The sequence below is a fragment of the Marinoscillum sp. 108 genome (assembly GCF_902506655.1).
Lineage (GTDB): Bacteria > Bacteroidota > Bacteroidia > Cytophagales > Cyclobacteriaceae > Marinoscillum > Marinoscillum luteum.
Window position 1 is genome coordinate 2,720,107 of the sequence record NZ_LR734808.1, and the last position, 16,701, is coordinate 2,736,807.

Below are 16,701 nucleotides of genomic sequence, written 5' to 3' on the forward strand. Positions count from 1 at the left end.
TCATCTTAGTTTAAATAGGTATAGGCGTTAATAGTTAAAAATTCTTCAAGGGTGTCATTCTTCACGAGGCGATCGAAGATCTCTATGGCTTCTTCAAATCGGCCGGAGTGATAAGTTTCTTCTCCCAGCATGGCTTTTATCTTCACCAATTCTTCTCGCTTGAGTTTTTCATACAGATCCACAGTGATGGCTACTCCACTCACGGTATAGCAGTGGCGGTGAATCCACTGCCAGAGCTGGGAGCGTGAAATCTCCGCCGTGGCGGCATCCTCCATCAGGTGGTATAGCGCTGCTGCACCGACTCCCCTGAGCCAGCTTTCCACGTAGAGAATTCCCACGTTGATGTTGGTGCGTATTCCCTCCTCGGTGATGGTACCGGTGGGGGTTTGCACCAGGTCCTTAGCAGTCACATCCACATCGCGACGCAGGTTGTGAAACTGATTGGGCCAGGGCATGTGCCGGTCAAAGACCTCTTTAGCCACTGACACCAGCCCTGGATGGGCCACCCAGGTGCCATCATGTCCGTTCATGACTTCCCTGAGTTTGTCCAGGCGTACTTTTTCCAGGGCGGCAGTATTGGCTTCCGGATCGTCTTTGATCGGAATCTGTGCGGCCATTCCGCCCATGGCATGGGCCCCGCGCTTGTGGCAGGTCTGGATCACCAGGTCAGAATAGGCTTTCATAAAAGGCACCGTCATATTGACCTGATCTCTGTTCGGCAAAATTTTATGACGATTGTTTCTGAATTTTTTGATGTAGGAAAAAATGTAATCCCAACGACCACAATTCAATCCGGCAGAATGATGCTGCAATTCGTGCAGGATTTCATGAAGTTCAAAGGCTGCAGGGAGCGTTTCTATCAATACCGTGGCTTTGATGGTGCCCTGAGGAATGCCGAGATAGTTTTGTGCGAACACAAATACTTCATTCCAAAGGCGTGCTTCCAGGTGGCTCTCCAGCTTAGGCAGATAGAAGTATGGGCCAGATCCCCTTTTGATCAGTTCACGTACATTGTGAAAAAAGTAGAGTCCAAAGTCTACCAGCGCTCCGCTAGCGGGTTGCTCATCTATCTGGAGGTGCTTTTCCTCAAGGTGCCAGCCTCTGGGGCGCACGAATAAGGTGGCCGTTTCTTTGTTGAGCTGGTAAGTTTTCCCGTTGGGGTTTACGAATTCAATCTCTCTGCGGATGGCGTCCCGGAGATTGATCTGACCTTCCATGTTGGTGGACCAATAGGGCGCATTGCTATCCTCAAAGTCTGCCATGAATACCTTGGCACCAGAGTTCAGGGCATTGATGACCATTTTACGATCTACCGGCCCGGTGATCTCCACACGTCGGTCCCAGATGTCTTCAGGGATGGGTGCCACTGTCCAGTCTGATTCTCTGATGTCCTGTGTTTCAGGTAGGAAATTGGGCATGACCCCTGCATCAAAAGCTTCCTGACGAATGACCCTATCGCGAAGGAGCTTCTTGCGTCGCTCATTGAAACGCACGTGGAGTGCCTGTAAAAACTCGAGTGCCTCAGGAGTGAGGATCTCCATGTAAGGGGCCGGTGTGGCTCCTTTTATCTGGATTCCCAGGGGTGTTTGGGTTTCCGGGATGTGTGCTTCTGTGATCATAATAAGGTGATTATCTGATTAAACATGATCAAATATAGCGAAATATATTAAACAGCGAAATTTCGCTAATACTTTTATTTCGCTTTTTTGAATTATTTTTGGCGAATGCCCAAAGAGATATTTGAATTCAAGCTCATTTTCGGTCTCAAACTCAAGGAAATCCGAAATGAAAAAGGGATATCCTATCAGGAACTGCGTGAGAAGACCGGCCTGTCACTGTCTTACCTGAGTGAGATTGAAAATGGAAAGAAATACCCCAAAGGAGATAAAATCATGATTCTGGCTAAAGCCCTCGGGGTGAGCTATGATGAGTTGGTATCACTGAAGGTGCCGAGGAAACTCGAACCCATAGTGAACCTGATCCAGTCTGATTTTTTTAAGGCCTTCCCGCTGGAGCAGTTTGGCTTGAATCCTCAGAAGCTGGTTGAGATCATTTCTTATGATCCGGAGAAAATCAATGCTTTCGTCAATACTGTGCTTCAGGTGTCACGCAATTTTGAGCTGAAGCAAGAAAGTTTCTATTATGCAGCCCTCCGATCCTATCAGGAGCTGCATCAGAATTACTTTGCCGATTTGGAAGAGGCCGTAGAGGAGCTTCATTTGGAATTTCCGGAGCTCAAGGAGATTCCTTTCAATGAAAAGCTGCTAACGGGTATTTTACTGGAAATAGGTGTTCGCACGGGGATGGATGAACTCCAGAAATACCCTTCCTTGCGTAACGTGCGCTCTCTATATGATGAAAAACAACGCCTGCTACATATCAACCGGGGGCTCAACTCCGGTCAGATGAATTTTCTTCTGGGTCGTGAAATTGCCTTTCAGTGGACTAAGGTAAAGAACAGGCCAATGAGCACACCACCTTATGGTGACCATACGTTTGAGGAGATTCTTAACAATTACAGGGCTTCCTATTTTTCAGCGGCACTCATGATGCCACAGGAGGAGGTCGTAAGGGACATCAGGGCGGTGGGCGATATGAAAGTATGGGATCCGAAGGTGCTACTGGGTTTTTTGGATAAGTACGATGTGACCCCCGAGATGATTATGCAGCGCCTCACCAATATCCTTCCTGCGGTGTTTGGCTATGAGAATTTGTTCTTCCTGCGATTTGTGGGGAAAGGACCGGATTATTTTACTTTGACCAAAGAGCTGCACCTCACGCGCCTTCATAACCCGCATGGCAATGAGCTGAACGAACATTATTGTCGACGATGGATTTCATTGGATGTTATTCGGGATCTATATAAAGCACGAGAATCTGATCCGGACATCAAATACCTGGCGGGTATTCAGCGATCATTTTACCATGGCACCACCAATGAATACCTGTGCCTGTCCATCGCGTTCCCCAATGTGTCTAACCCTGAGGAGGCTGTAAGTGTGACCATTGGTTTTCTGGTGGATGGCGCCCTCGAGCGAAGAATTAAGTTTTTGAGGGATCCCAACATCGTGAGGCGTGAAGTCAATACAACGTGTGAGCGCTGTCCCATCATGGACTGTAAGGAGCGTGCGGTGGAGCCTTATGTACATGCTGCCAAAACGGAAGAGCACTTGATTCAGGAGGACATTTCTACGCTACTGGGGATAGAGAAATAACTTTGAGGCAGGCGATATAATTCAGTTGAAATAGCATTTATCTTTGTGTTAGTTACTGACATACAAAGCTTTATGAGGCCTACAGTTTGGATTATTTTGATGTTTTTACTGGGTTCTTGTGATTTCAGGAAGTGTGCTTCTCGTCCTCCGGATGTTCTGGTGCAGTTGGATTTTAGCCAGGAGGATTCATCATACCTTGAGTTTTTGAGTTGGGAGCTGACCGCAAGTGACGGAGCGGAGTTTCCTTATGAGATCAGGAATTTTTCTGACAGTCTGGTCTCGCTTTTTCAGGTGACATTGATTCTGGTGACTGAGAGCAATGAATATTATCTGGATTATGGGAATGAGGATGTGGATACGCTCAGAGTATTGGTACATGAGGAAACGGCCGGGTGTGACCATATTGTCATTGATTTGGTGGAGATGAATGGAGAGCAGCTGACGATGAACACTGATTCCTCTTACTTCTATCAAAAGAAGCCTTGATTGCTGGCCATGGGACATAAAAAAAGCCTCACTTTTCAGTGAGGCTTCGATTATCAAAATAGCAAATTTTTAACTTCCGCACATCTCGCATCCTTCCGGATCATCGAGGGAGCACTGCATGGCTGCCTGATTTTGAGTTTTATCAGCGTCAGGGTCTGCCGCAGGCTTTGATTTTCCTTCGGGCTGAGCTGCGCCTTCTTTTTCCAGCGTAAACTTGATGGCATCTGTGGCAGCCTTGGTTCTCAGATAATACATACCCGTTTTCAAACCTTTCTTCCAGGCATAGAAGTGCATAGAGGTCATCTTACCGAAGTTGGCATCCAGCAAGTGGATGTTCAGGCTCTGGCTCTGACAGATGAAAGCACCTCTATCTGCTGACATATCGATGATGGACTTCTGAGAAATCTCCCAAACGGTTTTGTAACGCTCTCTGATGTCTTCAGGAATCTCAGGAATGCCCTGTACAGATCCATTGGCCGTCATGATGCGGTTTTTCATTCTATCATCCCACAAGCCCAGGTTGATCAGGTCAGTCATCAGGTGTTTGTTCACCACGATAAACTCACCAGACAAGGTTCTTCTGGTGTAGATGTTGGAGGTGTAAGGCTCGAAGCACTCATTGTTTCCAAGGATTTGTGAAGTAGAAGCTGTAGGCATAGGTGCCAAAAGCAGTGAGTTTCTCACGCCGTGCTTTCTTACTTTTTGCTTCAGGTCATACCAGTCCCATCTGCCTGAGTCGGGAGTAATGCCCCACATGTCAAACTGGAAGATGCCCTTGGATACTGGTGATCCTTTGAAGGTTTCGTACGGACCTTCTTTCTGAGCCAGCTCCATGGAAGTCTCCATAGCAGCATAGTAGATGGTCTCGAAGATCTCTTTGTTGAGTTTTCTGGACTCAGGGGAGTCAAATGGAAGCTTCATCAACATGAACGCATCAGCTAATCCCTGCACACCGATCCCTATAGGTCTGTGTCTCATGTTGGAGGTTTTGGCCTCCGGTACCGGGTAGTAGTTTACATCGATCACCTTGTTCAGGTTGCGCGTAGCTACTTTGGTGATTTCATAGAGTTTTTGGTGATCAAACTCACCTTTCTCATTGACGAACTTGTTCAAAGCAATGGAAGCCAGGTTGCACACCGCTACTTCATCTTTGGAGGTGTACTCCATGATTTCAGTACAAAGGTTGCTCGACCGAATGGTGCCAAGATTCTTTTGGTTTGATTTTTTATTGGCTGCGTCTTTGTAAAGGATGTAAGGTGTGCCAGTTTCTATCTGAGATTCCAGGATTTCGAACCAAAGCTCCTGCGCTTTGATGGTTCTTCTGGCTCTGCCTTCCTTCTCGTATTTTTCGTAAAGTTTTTCAAATTCATCTCCGTATGATTCATACAGGTTGGGTGCTTCATCCGGGCTAAAGAGTGACCATTCGCCATTTTCTTCCACACGTTTCATGAAAAGATCAGGAATCCAAAGTGCATAGAAAAGGTCTCTTGCGCGCAATTCTTCTTTTCCGTGGTTTTTCTTCAGTTCCAGGAAGTCAAAGATGTCTGCATGCCAGGGCTCCAGGTAGATGGCAAAGCTTCCTTTGCGCTTCCCGCCTCCCTGATCCACATACCTGGCAGTCATGTCGAAGTTTCTGAGCATAGGCACTATACCATTAGAGGTACCGTTGGTGCCTTTGATGTAAGCGCCTGTAGCCCTTACGTTGTGAATACTGAGACCTATACCACCAGCTGATTGTGAGATTTTAGCGCACTGCTTAAGGGTATCGTAGATACCATCGATGCTGTCATCCTGCATGGTGAGCAGGAAGCATGAGGAAAGCTGTGGCTTGGGAGTCCCCGCATTGAAGAGCGTAGGTGTGGCGTGTGTAAACCACTTTTCAGACATGAGGTTGTAGGTTTCTATCGCTGCGTCGATATCATCCATGTGAATACCCACAGAAACCCGCATCAGCATGTGCTGAGGTCTTTCTACAATTTTTCCATCCAATTTGATCAGGTATGATCTTTCGAGGGTTTTGTACCCAAAGAAATCATAGTTGTAATCCCTGGTATAATCCACTGCTTCATCCAATCGCTTGGCATTGGCCCTGATGATGCCATATACTTCGGTAGACACCAAAGCTGCATTTTCATCAGTTTTAGGATTAACATAAGTATACAGTCTTTTCATGGTGTTCGAAAAAGACTCTTCAGTCACCTTATGAAGGTTAGATATAGATATGCGAGCGGCAAGCTTCGCAAAATCCGGATGACGGGTGGTCATCGTGGCAGCGATCTCGGCAGCCAAGTTGTCCAACTCAATGGTGGTCACTCCATCATACAGACCATCAATCACCTTCTTGGCGATCTCCACTGGTTTTACAAAGTCCGAGTTTAAACCATCACAGAGTTTTTCAATTCTGGCGGTTATTTTGTCAAATTTTACGGATTCACGTCTTCCGTCTCTCTTGATTACTAACATTTCTTATAAGGCGATTTGGGATGGAAAATTACGGTTCATTAAAAGTCTTCGTCTAAACTGAATTTGGCTTTATCGTCGTTGTTGCCAGTGCCACTGTCCATTACTCCGGCTTTCTGGTATTCACCTACTCTTTTCTCAAAGAAATTGGTTTTACCCTGAAGGGAGATCATATCCATAAAATCAAATGGATTGGTGGAGTTGTACACTTTGGAGCAACCGAGCTCCATCAAAAGTCTGTCTGCGACAAACTCTATATACTGACACATGAGGTCAGCATTCATCCCGATCAGTTTCACGGGAAGTGCGTCGGTTACAAATTCCTTTTCTATGATCACAGCATCTTCTATAATGGCTGTGACTGTCTCCTTAGGTAACTTGTGTTTGATGTGATTATTATACAGCAGACAAGCAAAATCGCAATGAAGACCTTCGTCTCTTGAGATCAGCTCATTTGAAAAAGTGAGTCCGGGCATGAGGCCTCGCTTCTTTAACCAGAAGATGGAACAGAAACTACCGGAGAAGAAGATGCCCTCCACGGCGGCAAATGCGATCAGTCTTTCCTGAAAGTTTCCTTTATCGATCCAGCGTAGGGCCCAGTCTGCTTTTTTCTTCACACAGTCCATCGTATCTATGGCGTGGAAAAGTGAGTCTTTTTCTTTAGGGTCTTTTACGTAGGTATCTATTAATAAGGAATAGGTTTCTGAGTGGATGTTTTCGATGGCTATCTGAAAGCCGTAGAAGAACTTGGCTTCTGTGTACTGCACGTCAGACACCATGTGCTCGGCAAGGTTTTCGTTGACGATGCCATCGCTGGCTGCAAAGAATGCCAGTACATGTTTAATGAAATGCCTTTCACCATCATTGAGAGAAGCCCAATCTTTAGGATCCTGGCTCAGGTCGATTTCCTCTGCAGTCCAGAAACTTGCTTCGGCTCGTTTATAAAATTGCCATATATCATTGTGCTGTATGGGGAATAAGACGAAGCGATTAGGGTTTTCTTTAAGTAATGGTTCTACTGCTTGGCTCATAGGTCACTTAAGTTATTCAATGTTTATCCACTAGACAAGTTGAATACGCACAATGTTATCCACAATCAAAACTAGTTATCCACACCGACAAAACATTTGGGGGTCGATTTATCGAAATCGCCCTTTTTGAGTGTTTTGCTAAGGTTTGGGATACAGCCCGAAGCGAAAAGTGGTTTATTTTTTTCTAGCTGCGTTTACAAATGTGTAAAAAGTCCGTGGAAAAATCAAGCGCCCCGGGGATGGGAAAAGAGGGGTGAAAAAAAGATAAAATATTTGATAACTGGCTGTTAAAAAGATGTTTAAGTTATCTTTGGCCAATCAAAACTTCATTAAAAAACGCTGCAAAGGGGCATTTAGAAAAGTGAAAAAAAAGTGAATTTTTTTTTAACCTATATTTATGCTAAAGGATAGTTTGATTATTAATATACAAACCCATATCTTTGCATTCCTTTTTGAAAAAGCAAACAAAAAACATGTACGCAATAGTAGACATAGCCGGAAAACAATTCAAAGTTGAGAAAGACAACTTTGTGTACGCACCGTTACTTGAAGGAGAAGAAGGAACTAAGGTTGACTTTGATCAAGTGCTGTTGGTAGACAATGACGGTAAAGTAAAAGTAGGAGCCCCTACAGTAAAAGGTGCCAAAGTATCCGGTACTATCCTGGGACACGTGAAAGGCGATAAAGTAATCGTATTCAAGAAAAAGAGAAGAAAGGGATACCAGAAGAAAAATGGTCATCGTCAGAATTTCTCTAAAGTATTAATAGAAGATATTAAAGGTTAAAGAATCATGGCACACAAGAAAGGTGTAGGTAGTTCGAAAAACGGAAGAGAGTCAGAAAGTAAACGACTTGGTGTAAAAATATACGGTGGCCAGAAAGCAATCGCAGGGAATATCCTTGTGCGCCAGAGAGGCACTAAGCATCACCCAGGTGAAAACGTGGGCATCGGTAGAGACCATACTTTGTTTGCGCTGATCGATGGTACTGTGAGATTCCGTAAAGGAAGACAGGACAGATCTTACGTTCATGTAGACCCGGCTGCAGCAGCTGAGTAATAACTACTTCAAAGAAATCTAAGAACCCGTTTCGATACTCTCGTAACGGGTTTTTTTGTGCCCTGGGTGGGTTGATGGCTTTGTCAGCCTGAGCTCGGATCAAGCGGAATTCCTGTGGGGAGACTGCATTAAAGGTGGATGATGAAGTAGTGACCTGATACCTTATATACCTCAATCCAAGTGATGGCTACTTACCCTTCATTTTCTTGCGGGCCCTTATGCAAAAAAAATGGTCCTTTATCTGCATAAAGGACCATGTGCTTTTTTAACCGGCAACGAGTTCTTTTTCCTCTTTGGCCTTCTTAGGTCTGCCAGGCAATACAGTGTCGGGCTTGAATCCGTTTTTGTATCTTTTCTTTCTGGTTTTCCATACTTTGAAGTTGTCTTTGTTGCCCACTTCAAACTGCCATTTCATATGATCTGAAGCACTCACCCATTTCAGGTTATCAGCCTTGTTGTTACGAGGGTTGTTGTCCTCATGGATGATCATGTTGAGTGTTTCCGGATCGTTGTTTTCCAAAAATGCCTTGGCTACTTCTTTGTGCGGATAGACTGTACGTCTTCTCTTTTCGTCATCGATCAAATCCAGGAAGTAACATTTGCACATTTTGTTCCAACGTTGTTTCATCAATTTGCCTTTGATGGTCATGTTGGTTTTGCTCCCCTTGTGCCAGGTTTTGCGTGTCTTGCTTCTAATCTTTCCCTTATTAGAAATCTCATAATTACTGAAACCATCAATAGGATTCCAGATTTCGTCTGTTTGGTTTGCCATGGTGCTTGTTAGTAAATGTGTTTAAAAACAAGCTGGTTCTTAGTGAGATTTTTCGCTTAATGAATGGTAAAAATAATTCTTTTCTGATAACTGTAATGAGAAGTGGGTGTCTTTTCGGTGAATGGTCAATATTTGCTGAGGAAACTGCTATTTTTTTCTTCTAATGGTTTGATCCTCTTTTGCTTCATATTTTTTTGGCGCGTACAGGAACCCAAAGGCCTCAGCGTCCTCTTTGGTGTGGGTTTCGTGATGCACGTAGTGAGCCTTCATGATTCGCTTCATATACTTGTTTTTGGCTTTGTATGGGATATCGATGCGGCGGTGTACAATGATATCATGAAAAACAAAATAGAACAGGCCATAACCCATGATGCCAAACCCCACATACTTTAAAAATGCCCACTCAGGGAGCTCAAAGCCTGCCACAATAAGGAGTATGGAAGGGGCACTAAAGACCAATGCAAAAAGATCATTCCTTTCCAATGCATGGGGATGTTTTTTGTGATGTGATCGGTGCCAGCTCCAGAGTGGCCCATGCATCACATACTTGTGAGTGGCCCAGGCCACAGCTTCCATCAGGAGAAAAGTACCGACAACCAGGGCAGTATGGATGAAATAATTCATTTCTAATAAGTATTTAGCTCATCACGAACATCTTCCATCAGCCACATGGGCGTGGAGGTGGCTCCACAAATACCAATGCTGCTGTGCTCTGTAAACCATTCTTTTTGTAGTTCAGTTTTGTTGCTGATGAAATAGGTCCGTGGGTTGTTTTCCTTGCAGATATTGTACAGCACTTTTCCATTGGAGGATTTGGTGCCGGATACAAATATGATGTGATCATATTGCTGAGCAAAGGCCCGAAGTTCTTTGTCCCGGTTGGACACCTGCCTGCAGATGGTGTCGTGGGTGTTGAGTGTTATCCCTGCCGCCTCTAGTTTTGCTTTGATTTCGTAGAATGCGTCTGTGCTTTTGGTGGTCTGGCTATAGAGTGTGATCGATTTTGGTAATGTGTCCAGATCCAGTTCATCGAGACTCTGAAAAACCACCGCCTCGTTGTTGGTTTGCCCAAGGAGTCCGATCACCTCCGCATGGCCATGCTTTCCGTAGATGTAGATCTTGTCTTTTTTGTCAAAGGAGTTCTTGATCCTGTTTTGAAGCTTCAGTACTACGGGGCAGGAGGCGTCGATCAGGGTCAGGTTATTCTCAATGGCCAGTTGGTAGGTGCTGGGCGGCTCCCCATGGGCTCTGATCAGCACATTGGCGTCACGCAGACTCAGAAGGTCATCATGGCTAATGATTTTCAGGCCTTTGGCTTCCAGTCGTTTCACTTCTTCATCATTGTGCACAATGTCCCCAAGGCAATACAGGTGACCCTCTGCTTCCAGCATGTCTTCGGCCATCTCTATGGCATAAACCACTCCGAAGCAGAATCCCGAATTTTGATCTATTTGTACCTTTAGGCTTAACATGCGACTACAACTGTGTGTTGATTATTTATGTTTGATGCGTATGTAATATTTATTTAAGACTTCATAGAACGTGATATTCATAAGTAATAAAAGTAAAGCATAAACAAAATCCTCGATAGGAATGGTGAAGATTCTGAAGTACAGGTTTTCCCTGTTATTATACCAAACAATTGGTTGCTCAAGAAAGCTCCCGGTCAATATTCCGTTGATGAAAAGAAAAGGGATGAGATGTATGCTGTAGGCCACCCAGAATTTGCCTAACCAGTGTGGGTTCATGAGCGCGACCAGGATGAGAAATGAACCTGCAAAGATGAAATTCCAAAAGGTGTAGGCCTTCTGATCGTTTATCACGGCCATCACCAATAACAAAAAGGCCATCGAAACTGTAAGGATCCGGAAGCTTCTGCCGGTTTTGATCCCGGGTAGAAAGTACCTGACACACTCATAGATAAACACACTGGCGAAGGGCACGCTTATGAAAAAGAGCCATTCTTCCAGGGGGAGGTCCCACAGAAATATTCCGATTAAATAATTTTCATTGAAGCCCCAGACCCCTTTTTGGGTGAAGATGATATCCCACGTGATGAAGAATGCGGCTGTGATGAATATGGCTGGAAATAGGGTCGGCCATTTTTTGGCATACTGAATACGTGGCTCGAACGAGCGAATGAGCGGAAACGCGAGGGTGAAAATGTGCAGCAGCAGGTAGAGCGATTTCATCTCAGAAGTTTGAGGCGGTGCATAAGGAGTGTTTTGCTCAGCAGGACCATTTTCTGGAAATCAGGTACCCGGATCCGCTCAGAGAGTATTCTGGAAGCTGATAGTTTTCTGATTTTCTTAAATAGCTGCAAATAGTAGATATAGGCAAGATACACACCGGCACGGGCTGGTGGTGGCAATTGTCTGATGCCGATCAGGGCGGCTTTGAAGTCCTGTTCTATATCGGTTTCGATTTTCTTCTTATCCTCCTGGCTGAAATTGGAAAAGTCTACTCCGGGAAAATAGATCCTTCCCCGTTCTTTGAAATCGCTCTTGATGTCTCTGAGAAAATTCACTTTCTGAAATGCCGCGCCCAGGTGTTTGGCGGAAGGTTGCAGGCGGTCATACTCTGCACCGTCACCATCGCAAAATACCCGCAGGCACATGAGGCCTACCACTTCTGCAGAGCCGTATATGTATTCTTCATATCCGGCCTGGTTGTAGGATTCACCTTGCAGGTCCATCTCCATACTATGCAGAAAGGCTTCGATGAGGTCATGCCCGATGTGATATTGATTAACGACGAGCTGAAATGAGTGCAAGACAGGATTCAGACTTATTTTTTCGTCAATGGCTTGGTACGTGTCCATCTTGAACCGGGCCAGGAGTTGCGCTTTGTCAAAATCATGGAAGGTATCCACAATCTCATCGGCATACCTGACAAACCCATAAATGGCATAAATGGGCATGTGAAATTTCTTATGTAGTGTTTGTATGCCCAGAGTAAACGAAGTGCTGTAGTTTCTGGTGATAACCTTGCTGCATTGGAGGGCCGTGTGGGTGTATAGATCCATTATGCTAAAATTACTTAAAATCTTTAGCTATTTCCCGGGCTACTACTTCGCCGGAGATGATGGAGGGAGGTACACCTGGCCCTGGAACGGTGAGCTGGCCTGTGAAATAAAGGTTGGTCAGCTTTTTACTTTTCATGGCCGGCTTCAGAATGGCGGTTTGCAGCAGGGTATTGGCGAGTCCATAAGCATTCCCTTTGAATGAGTGGTAATCGGCTACAAAATCATTGTGCGCATAGCTTTTTTTCACCACGATATGGTCCCGGATGTTGGTTCCGGTAAATGCTTCCAAACGATCCATGGCCAGCTGAAAATATTTTTCTCTGATGGCTTCAGTGTCCTCAAGGTCTGGAGCCACCGGAATGAGAATGACCAGGTTTTCATGGCCTGCCGGAGCCACGGTATCATCTGTTTTGGAAGTGACGGATGTGTAGAGGAGGGGTTTTGAGGGCCACTTAGGATCATTGTAGATTTCGTGGGCATGTTGTTTGAAGTCTTCATCAAAAAACAACACGTGGTGCTTCATATTGGGAAGCGGCTGATCCACCCCAATATAAAACAGCAGGGAAGAAGGGGCCATGGTGCGGGTGTCCCAATACTTGGGGGAGTAATTGCGATAGCCCTCCGGGAGAATGTGCTGATCCAGGTGATGATAATCGGCACCCCCTACTACTATGTCTACACCATGTGATCCCTTTGAGGTGACCAGGTGGGTGATGTTTTTATCTGCAATGTTCACGCTTGTCACTGCTTCGTCATAATGAAATTTTACGCCCAGGCTTTCTGCCAGCGTCACCATGCCCTCCACTACTTTAAACATTCCTCCCTTGGGGTACCAGGTGCCCAGCTGAATGTCGGCGTAGTTCATAAGGCTGTAAAGAGCAGGGGTGTTTTCAGGAGTACTGCCCAGGAAAAGCACTGGAAACTCCATGAGCTGAATCAGCTTTTCGTTTTTGAAAAATTTGCGGATGTGCTTACTCATGGAGGTGAGTACATCCATCTTCAGCAATCCGGTGAGCAGGCGTCTGTCTGCAAATTCCATGAGTGATCGGCTGGGTTTATACACCAGGTCATTGATGCCCACTTCGTATTTAAAGGCGGCCTGTTTCAGGAATTTCCTTAGTGCCAGACTGCTTCCGGGTTCTATTTCTTCAAACAAGGCTTCCATTTCAGCCATAGAGGCCGGGAGGTCTATAGACTCCTCTTCAAATCTTACCCTGTAAGATGGATTCAGTCGCTGCAGTTCATAATAATCGGATGGTGTTTTCTGGAAGTGCTCAAAGAAGCGCTCAAATACATCGGGCATCCAATACCAGGACGGCCCCATATCAAAAGTAAAGCCAGACATTTTCAATTGCCTGGCTCTGCCTCCCGGAGTACTGTTTTTCTCCAGAACAATTACCTCATTTCCGGCTTTGGCCAGATGACAAGCGGCCGATAAGCCCGCAAAACCTGAGCCAATAACACCTATCTTTTTACCCATTAGTTCTTATTGCCGTAAACCTTCAGTTTGGTTTTCAACTCTTTTCTGGCAATATGGATTCTGTTTTTGACAGTTCCAATGGGAATATTCAACTTATCTGCTATTTCGTGGTATTTAAATCCCCTGAAGTGCATCATGAACGGTACTTTGTAAGAATCCTGCAGCTTGTCTATAGCGCCATTGATGTCACGCATGGCAAAATCCGTATAGGCGTTGTTCTGAATGGTGCTGCTCGTAGAATTAATATAATGCAGATTCTGTGTGGTGTCTATGAAGGTGTTTCTCCGCATCATTCTTTGGTAGTTGGTGATGAAGGTGTTCTTCATGATGGTATACATCCAGGCCTTCAGGTTAGTCCCTTCGGCAAATTTATCCCTGTTAGTGAAAGCCTTTAGAATCGTTTCCTGAAGGAGATCATTGGCATCCTCCATATCTCTGGTAAGCTTCAGAGCAAATGGCTTTAGTGAGCTGGTTAGTTGATCTACTTTATAACTGAATTCAAGAGCTGTCATAGTCGTCTTTCGTTTTGTTTAATTCAAAGATACAAAAAGTTAAACAGAATTTGATCCTTTTGTTTAAGTTTTTTCTATAAATGCATAAACATTATTACGTGTATAGACATTAAATGGTTTCCAAAAAACGCATAAAAAAACCCTTCACGACAGTGAGGGGTGCTTTTGATGAGGTAATGTGAACGAATTTACCGCTTAGATATTGTTTAAGATTTTCTTAAAAATGTGAATCTTTTTTAAAGATTCGACAATGTGAGAGTATGTGATTCCACAAAATCGATCATCTGATCAAACCGGGAGAAAAAAGTGACGTTTTCCGGTGCTTGTACATCCTGGCCAATCACCTGATAGCCGGTAAGTAAAATCTGACAGTTAGAAAATTTTTCGGATAGGTGATCTACGTAACCCTGCACGTCACTGGGGCCCGGAACCGTGGTGAGTACGGATAGCAGGTAGTCCGGTTTGTGAATGTCGCAAACAGCTTCCAGATCCATAATGGGGAGTGACTGCCCGAGGTAGATGCTTTTATTATTGCGTGATTTGATGAGGTAATCCGCAAACAGCAGGCTGAGCTCGTGAAGCTCTCCTTCTGGCAGGTAGAGCACATATTTTTTGGACTTATCCGCCGGCACGGTGTACTGACCGTCGATGGCCACGATGAGCTTTTGCCTCACAAGGTTAGAAATAAAGTGCTCCTGGGCGGGGTTGATGGCTCCGGTTTGCCAGAGGATACCTATTTTATTCAGGAAGGGATAAATGATGTTCATCATCGTTTTCTCAAATCCCAACTTCAGGATATTAGTAGAGATGATTTTTTCAAACCGCTCTTCATCAATGTCCACCATGGAGATGGTCAGTGCGTGAATTTGCTCCGGGTAGCGGAGGTTGAGTTCTGTGAGCTTCAATACTTCACGCTGCATATCACCATGGGTCATCTCGGCAATCTTGGAGATCTTGACGCCATTTTCTTTGAGCAGGGCTACATTCAGAATAAGTTTCAGGTCCTGGTCATCATAGAAGCGGATGTTGGTGTCCGTCCTTTTGGGCTTGATGAGCTCGTATCTCTGCTCCCAAATCCTGATGGTATGGGCTTTGATTCCAGATAAATGCTCTAAATCCCTGATAGAAAATGTACTCATTCAAGTAATAATTTTTCCCTGATCAATATAGATATGGGTATGGTCTGATAACCCCGGTCTTTTCCAAAGTGTTTAAATTTTGGTAAAAAAGATGGCGGAAAAATACAGAATTTGTGACAGGATTAATGTGACGGATACCGGATTCATTAGTTTCGGCTGATGCCTGTGCATCACCAGGGCCATCACCAGAGAGATCACAAACCACGACAGGTAGTTTTGTATGGGAATGTCCCCACCGGCCCAGGACCAATAGCCCAGATGAATGGCCACGGGCTCGATGAGTAGATCCATCAAAAGCATGGCTAATGCGGTAAAAAGGATTCTGAAGGCAGGTTTTTTGAAGAAGTTTCCTATAGAAAAAAAAGCATAAATAAGGAGGAACCAATTGACCCCAATGACGAGGGGTACCTCCAGTAGTTTCCACCCTAGCACTGGCCCATAAGCATACCTGCCAAAGGGAAATCCGGTATGTACTCCGAGCACTTCCACCCCAAAACCCACCAGAACACAGAAAAGTAGGGGCGGAAGAACGGATCTGAGCGCACCCGGATGGCAAGCCAGCAATATCCCTGTAGAAACGATGAGGTTCACAGGGGTAAGGGCAACGACCAGCTCGCTGGTGAGGGGTAGGAGCGTACCCGCCACACCTACTATGTGAAGTAGTATGATAAGAAAGTGGGGCAGAAACTTTTTGGATAGCGCTGGCATTGGCGTAGAAAACCCTTTTACTTTGGAGAAGGTTTGGTCAAGTAAATGAAAATATATGATCGTTTATAATGTTACAGTAAATATAGAAACAGAAGTAGAGTCTGATTGGCTTTCCTGGATGAAGCAGACTCACATTCCTGAGGTGTTGCAGACGGGCTGCTTTACAGAGCATCGTTTTCTGAAATTACTGAATGACGACCCGGAGGCGACCGGCACCACTTACGCCGTGCAATACTTTGCTCCCGGAATCACCAGCCTGAACAACTACCTGGATAATTTTGCTCCGGGGCTTCAAAAGAAAGTCATCGACCGATACAGCAATAAATTTGTGGCCTTCCGTACCTTTTTAGAGGAGGTTTAAAAATTCAGATTACAGTTCAGCCAGCCGTCTTCTATGTTGGCCTGATATTTTTTGTAGAAGTTAATGGCAGGTTCGTTCCAGTCGAGTACCTGCCACATCATGCCGGTGGCTCCAGCGGCCTTGCCGATGGCAATGGTCTCTTCGAAAAGCAATTTCCCGATTCCGGAACCCCTTTTGGCCTCTGTGACAATGAGGTCCTCCAGATAGATGCGCTTTCCTTTCCAGGTGGAGTATCGCCAGTAGTACATGGACATCCCATGGATGGTTCCGGCTTCCTCTGCGACGATGAATCCAAAAACCGGATGTTCGCCAAAGCCATCGTTTTCCATCATCTCCAGAGTGTTGGTCACTTCATCTGGCGCTTTTTCATAAATGGCGAGCTCCCGGATTAGCTCCAGTGCTCTGGGAAGGTCTTCTTTGGTGCCTTTTCGTATGATCATGGCTCTAAATTATA

General features: G+C 45.1%; 18 protein-coding genes. 5 read left to right on the forward strand and 13 right to left on the reverse strand.

Features of this window, described 5'->3' with window-relative positions:
- Positions 1–5: 5 nt before the first annotated feature.
- Positions 6–1,619, reverse strand: coding sequence for a malate synthase A (gene aceB, locus GV030_RS10900; protein WP_159582338.1), 1,614 nt, complete (start codon positions 1,617–1,619; stop codon positions 6–8).
- 105 nt (positions 1,620–1,724) lie between these two features.
- Here aceB and GV030_RS10905 point away from each other — a divergent pair, with 105 nt between their 5' ends.
- Positions 1,725–3,215: a helix-turn-helix domain-containing protein gene (locus GV030_RS10905; protein ID WP_159582339.1), complete on the forward strand. Its 1,491-nt coding sequence runs from the start codon at positions 1,725–1,727 to the stop codon at positions 3,213–3,215.
- A 72-nt stretch (positions 3,216–3,287) separates the two neighbouring features.
- On the forward strand, positions 3,288–3,701 hold the full coding sequence (locus tag GV030_RS10910) for a hypothetical protein (RefSeq protein WP_159582340.1): 414 nt from the start codon (positions 3,288–3,290) through the stop codon (positions 3,699–3,701).
- A gap of 69 nt (positions 3,702–3,770) precedes the next feature.
- Here the strand turns inward: GV030_RS10910 and GV030_RS10915 are convergent, their stop codons facing one another.
- Positions 3,771–6,164 carry a ribonucleoside-diphosphate reductase subunit alpha gene (locus GV030_RS10915; RefSeq protein ID WP_159582341.1) on the reverse strand — a complete coding sequence of 798 codons (2,394 nt, stop codon included), beginning with the start codon at positions 6,162–6,164 and terminating at the stop codon, positions 3,771–3,773.
- Positions 6,165–6,202: 38 nt separating this feature from the next.
- Positions 6,203–7,192 (reverse strand): ribonucleoside-diphosphate reductase small subunit, encoded by a 990-nt coding sequence (locus tag GV030_RS10920; RefSeq protein WP_159582342.1) that lies wholly within the window; start codon positions 7,190–7,192, stop codon positions 6,203–6,205.
- A 473-nt stretch (positions 7,193–7,665) separates the two neighbouring features.
- Here GV030_RS10920 and rplU point away from each other — a divergent pair, with 473 nt between their 5' ends.
- Both rplU and rpmA read left to right on the forward strand, forming a co-directional pair.
- Entirely contained in the window at positions 7,666–7,977 is a 312-nt protein-coding gene (gene rplU, locus GV030_RS10925) for a 50S ribosomal protein L21 (protein ID WP_159582343.1), read from the forward strand.
- A 6-nt stretch (positions 7,978–7,983) separates the two neighbouring features.
- A complete protein-coding gene (rpmA, locus tag GV030_RS10930; RefSeq protein ID WP_159582344.1) occupies positions 7,984–8,250 on the forward strand; it encodes a 50S ribosomal protein L27 in 267 nt (88 codons plus the stop codon).
- A gap of 265 nt (positions 8,251–8,515) precedes the next feature.
- Here rpmA and GV030_RS10935 read toward each other — a convergent pair whose 3' ends face one another.
- From GV030_RS10935 to GV030_RS10975, 9 genes are all read right to left on the reverse strand, one after another.
- Positions 8,516–9,022: an NUMOD4 domain-containing protein gene (locus GV030_RS10935; protein ID WP_159582345.1), complete on the reverse strand. Its 507-nt coding sequence runs from the start codon at positions 9,020–9,022 to the stop codon at positions 8,516–8,518.
- A gap of 147 nt (positions 9,023–9,169) precedes the next feature.
- On the reverse strand, positions 9,170–9,646 hold the full coding sequence (locus tag GV030_RS10940; protein WP_159582346.1) for a sterol desaturase family protein: 477 nt from the start codon (positions 9,644–9,646) through the stop codon (positions 9,170–9,172).
- Between the two features lie 2 nt (positions 9,647–9,648).
- Positions 9,649–10,494, reverse strand: coding sequence for a 4-hydroxy-3-methylbut-2-enyl diphosphate reductase (locus tag GV030_RS10945; RefSeq protein WP_159582347.1), 846 nt, complete (start codon positions 10,492–10,494; stop codon positions 9,649–9,651).
- Positions 10,495–10,515: 21 nt separating this feature from the next.
- Positions 10,516–11,214 carry a lycopene cyclase domain-containing protein gene (locus tag GV030_RS10950; protein WP_159582348.1) on the reverse strand — a complete coding sequence of 233 codons (699 nt, stop codon included), beginning with the start codon at positions 11,212–11,214 and terminating at the stop codon, positions 10,516–10,518.
- Positions 11,211–12,050 carry a phytoene/squalene synthase family protein gene (locus tag GV030_RS10955; protein ID WP_159583774.1) on the reverse strand — a complete coding sequence of 280 codons (840 nt, stop codon included), beginning with the start codon at positions 12,048–12,050 and terminating at the stop codon, positions 11,211–11,213. Before GV030_RS10955 ends, GV030_RS10950 begins: the two co-directional genes overlap by 4 nt.
- A 7-nt stretch (positions 12,051–12,057) precedes the next feature.
- Entirely contained in the window at positions 12,058–13,527 is a 1,470-nt protein-coding gene (locus GV030_RS10960; RefSeq protein ID WP_159582349.1) for an NAD(P)/FAD-dependent oxidoreductase, read from the reverse strand.
- Positions 13,527–14,039: an RNA polymerase sigma factor gene (locus tag GV030_RS10965; RefSeq protein ID WP_159582350.1), complete on the reverse strand. Its 513-nt coding sequence runs from the start codon at positions 14,037–14,039 to the stop codon at positions 13,527–13,529. The genes GV030_RS10960 and GV030_RS10965 overlap by 1 nt, the downstream gene beginning before the upstream one ends.
- Before the next feature lie 236 nt (positions 14,040–14,275).
- Positions 14,276–15,178 carry a MerR family transcriptional regulator gene (locus GV030_RS10970; RefSeq protein WP_159582351.1) on the reverse strand — a complete coding sequence of 301 codons (903 nt, stop codon included), beginning with the start codon at positions 15,176–15,178 and terminating at the stop codon, positions 14,276–14,278.
- A 72-nt stretch (positions 15,179–15,250) separates the two neighbouring features.
- A complete protein-coding gene (locus GV030_RS10975; protein ID WP_159582352.1) occupies positions 15,251–15,886 on the reverse strand; it encodes a carotenoid biosynthesis protein in 636 nt (211 codons plus the stop codon).
- Positions 15,887–15,941: 55 nt separating this feature from the next.
- Here GV030_RS10975 and GV030_RS10980 point away from each other — a divergent pair, with 55 nt between their 5' ends.
- Positions 15,942–16,247 carry a DUF4286 family protein gene (locus GV030_RS10980; protein ID WP_159582353.1) on the forward strand — a complete coding sequence of 102 codons (306 nt, stop codon included), beginning with the start codon at positions 15,942–15,944 and terminating at the stop codon, positions 16,245–16,247.
- On the opposite strand, the gene GV030_RS10985 is transcribed toward GV030_RS10980, so the two are convergent.
- Positions 16,244–16,687: a GNAT family N-acetyltransferase gene (locus GV030_RS10985; protein WP_159582354.1), complete on the reverse strand. Its 444-nt coding sequence runs from the start codon at positions 16,685–16,687 to the stop codon at positions 16,244–16,246. The two genes, GV030_RS10980 and GV030_RS10985, sit on opposite strands and share 4 nt — an antisense overlap.
- Between the last annotated feature and the right edge of the window lie 14 nt (positions 16,688–16,701).

Excerpts from the sequence above, each read along its gene's own strand:
- aceB (WP_159582338.1), bottom strand. The coding sequence starts at position 1,619 with ATGATCACAGAAGCACACATCCCGGAAACCCAAACACCCCTGGGAATC.
- GV030_RS10905 (WP_159582339.1), top strand. The coding sequence starts at position 1,725 with ATGCCCAAAGAGATATTTGAATTCAAGCTCATTTTCGGTCTCAAACTC.
- GV030_RS10910 (WP_159582340.1), top strand. The coding sequence starts at position 3,288 with ATGAGGCCTACAGTTTGGATTATTTTGATGTTTTTACTGGGTTCTTGT.
- GV030_RS10915 (WP_159582341.1), bottom strand. The coding sequence starts at position 6,164 with ATGTTAGTAATCAAGAGAGACGGAAGACGTGAATCCGTAAAATTTGAC.
- GV030_RS10920 (WP_159582342.1), bottom strand. The coding sequence starts at position 7,192 with ATGAGCCAAGCAGTAGAACCATTACTTAAAGAAAACCCTAATCGCTTC.
- rplU (WP_159582343.1), top strand. The coding sequence starts at position 7,666 with ATGTACGCAATAGTAGACATAGCCGGAAAACAATTCAAAGTTGAGAAA.
- rpmA (WP_159582344.1), top strand. The coding sequence starts at position 7,984 with ATGGCACACAAGAAAGGTGTAGGTAGTTCGAAAAACGGAAGAGAGTCA.
- GV030_RS10935 (WP_159582345.1), bottom strand. The coding sequence starts at position 9,022 with ATGGCAAACCAAACAGACGAAATCTGGAATCCTATTGATGGTTTCAGT.
- GV030_RS10940 (WP_159582346.1), bottom strand. The coding sequence starts at position 9,646 with ATGAATTATTTCATCCATACTGCCCTGGTTGTCGGTACTTTTCTCCTG.
- GV030_RS10945 (WP_159582347.1), bottom strand. The coding sequence starts at position 10,494 with ATGTTAAGCCTAAAGGTACAAATAGATCAAAATTCGGGATTCTGCTTC.
- GV030_RS10950 (WP_159582348.1), bottom strand. The coding sequence starts at position 11,214 with ATGAAATCGCTCTACCTGCTGCTGCACATTTTCACCCTCGCGTTTCCG.
- GV030_RS10960 (WP_159582349.1), bottom strand. The coding sequence starts at position 13,527 with ATGGGTAAAAAGATAGGTGTTATTGGCTCAGGTTTTGCGGGCTTATCG.
- GV030_RS10965 (WP_159582350.1), bottom strand. The coding sequence starts at position 14,039 with ATGACAGCTCTTGAATTCAGTTATAAAGTAGATCAACTAACCAGCTCA.
- GV030_RS10970 (WP_159582351.1), bottom strand. The coding sequence starts at position 15,178 with ATGAGTACATTTTCTATCAGGGATTTAGAGCATTTATCTGGAATCAAA.
- GV030_RS10975 (WP_159582352.1), bottom strand. The coding sequence starts at position 15,886 with ATGCCAGCGCTATCCAAAAAGTTTCTGCCCCACTTTCTTATCATACTA.
- GV030_RS10980 (WP_159582353.1), top strand. The coding sequence starts at position 15,942 with ATGATCGTTTATAATGTTACAGTAAATATAGAAACAGAAGTAGAGTCT.
- GV030_RS10985 (WP_159582354.1), bottom strand. The coding sequence starts at position 16,687 with ATGATCATACGAAAAGGCACCAAAGAAGACCTTCCCAGAGCACTGGAG.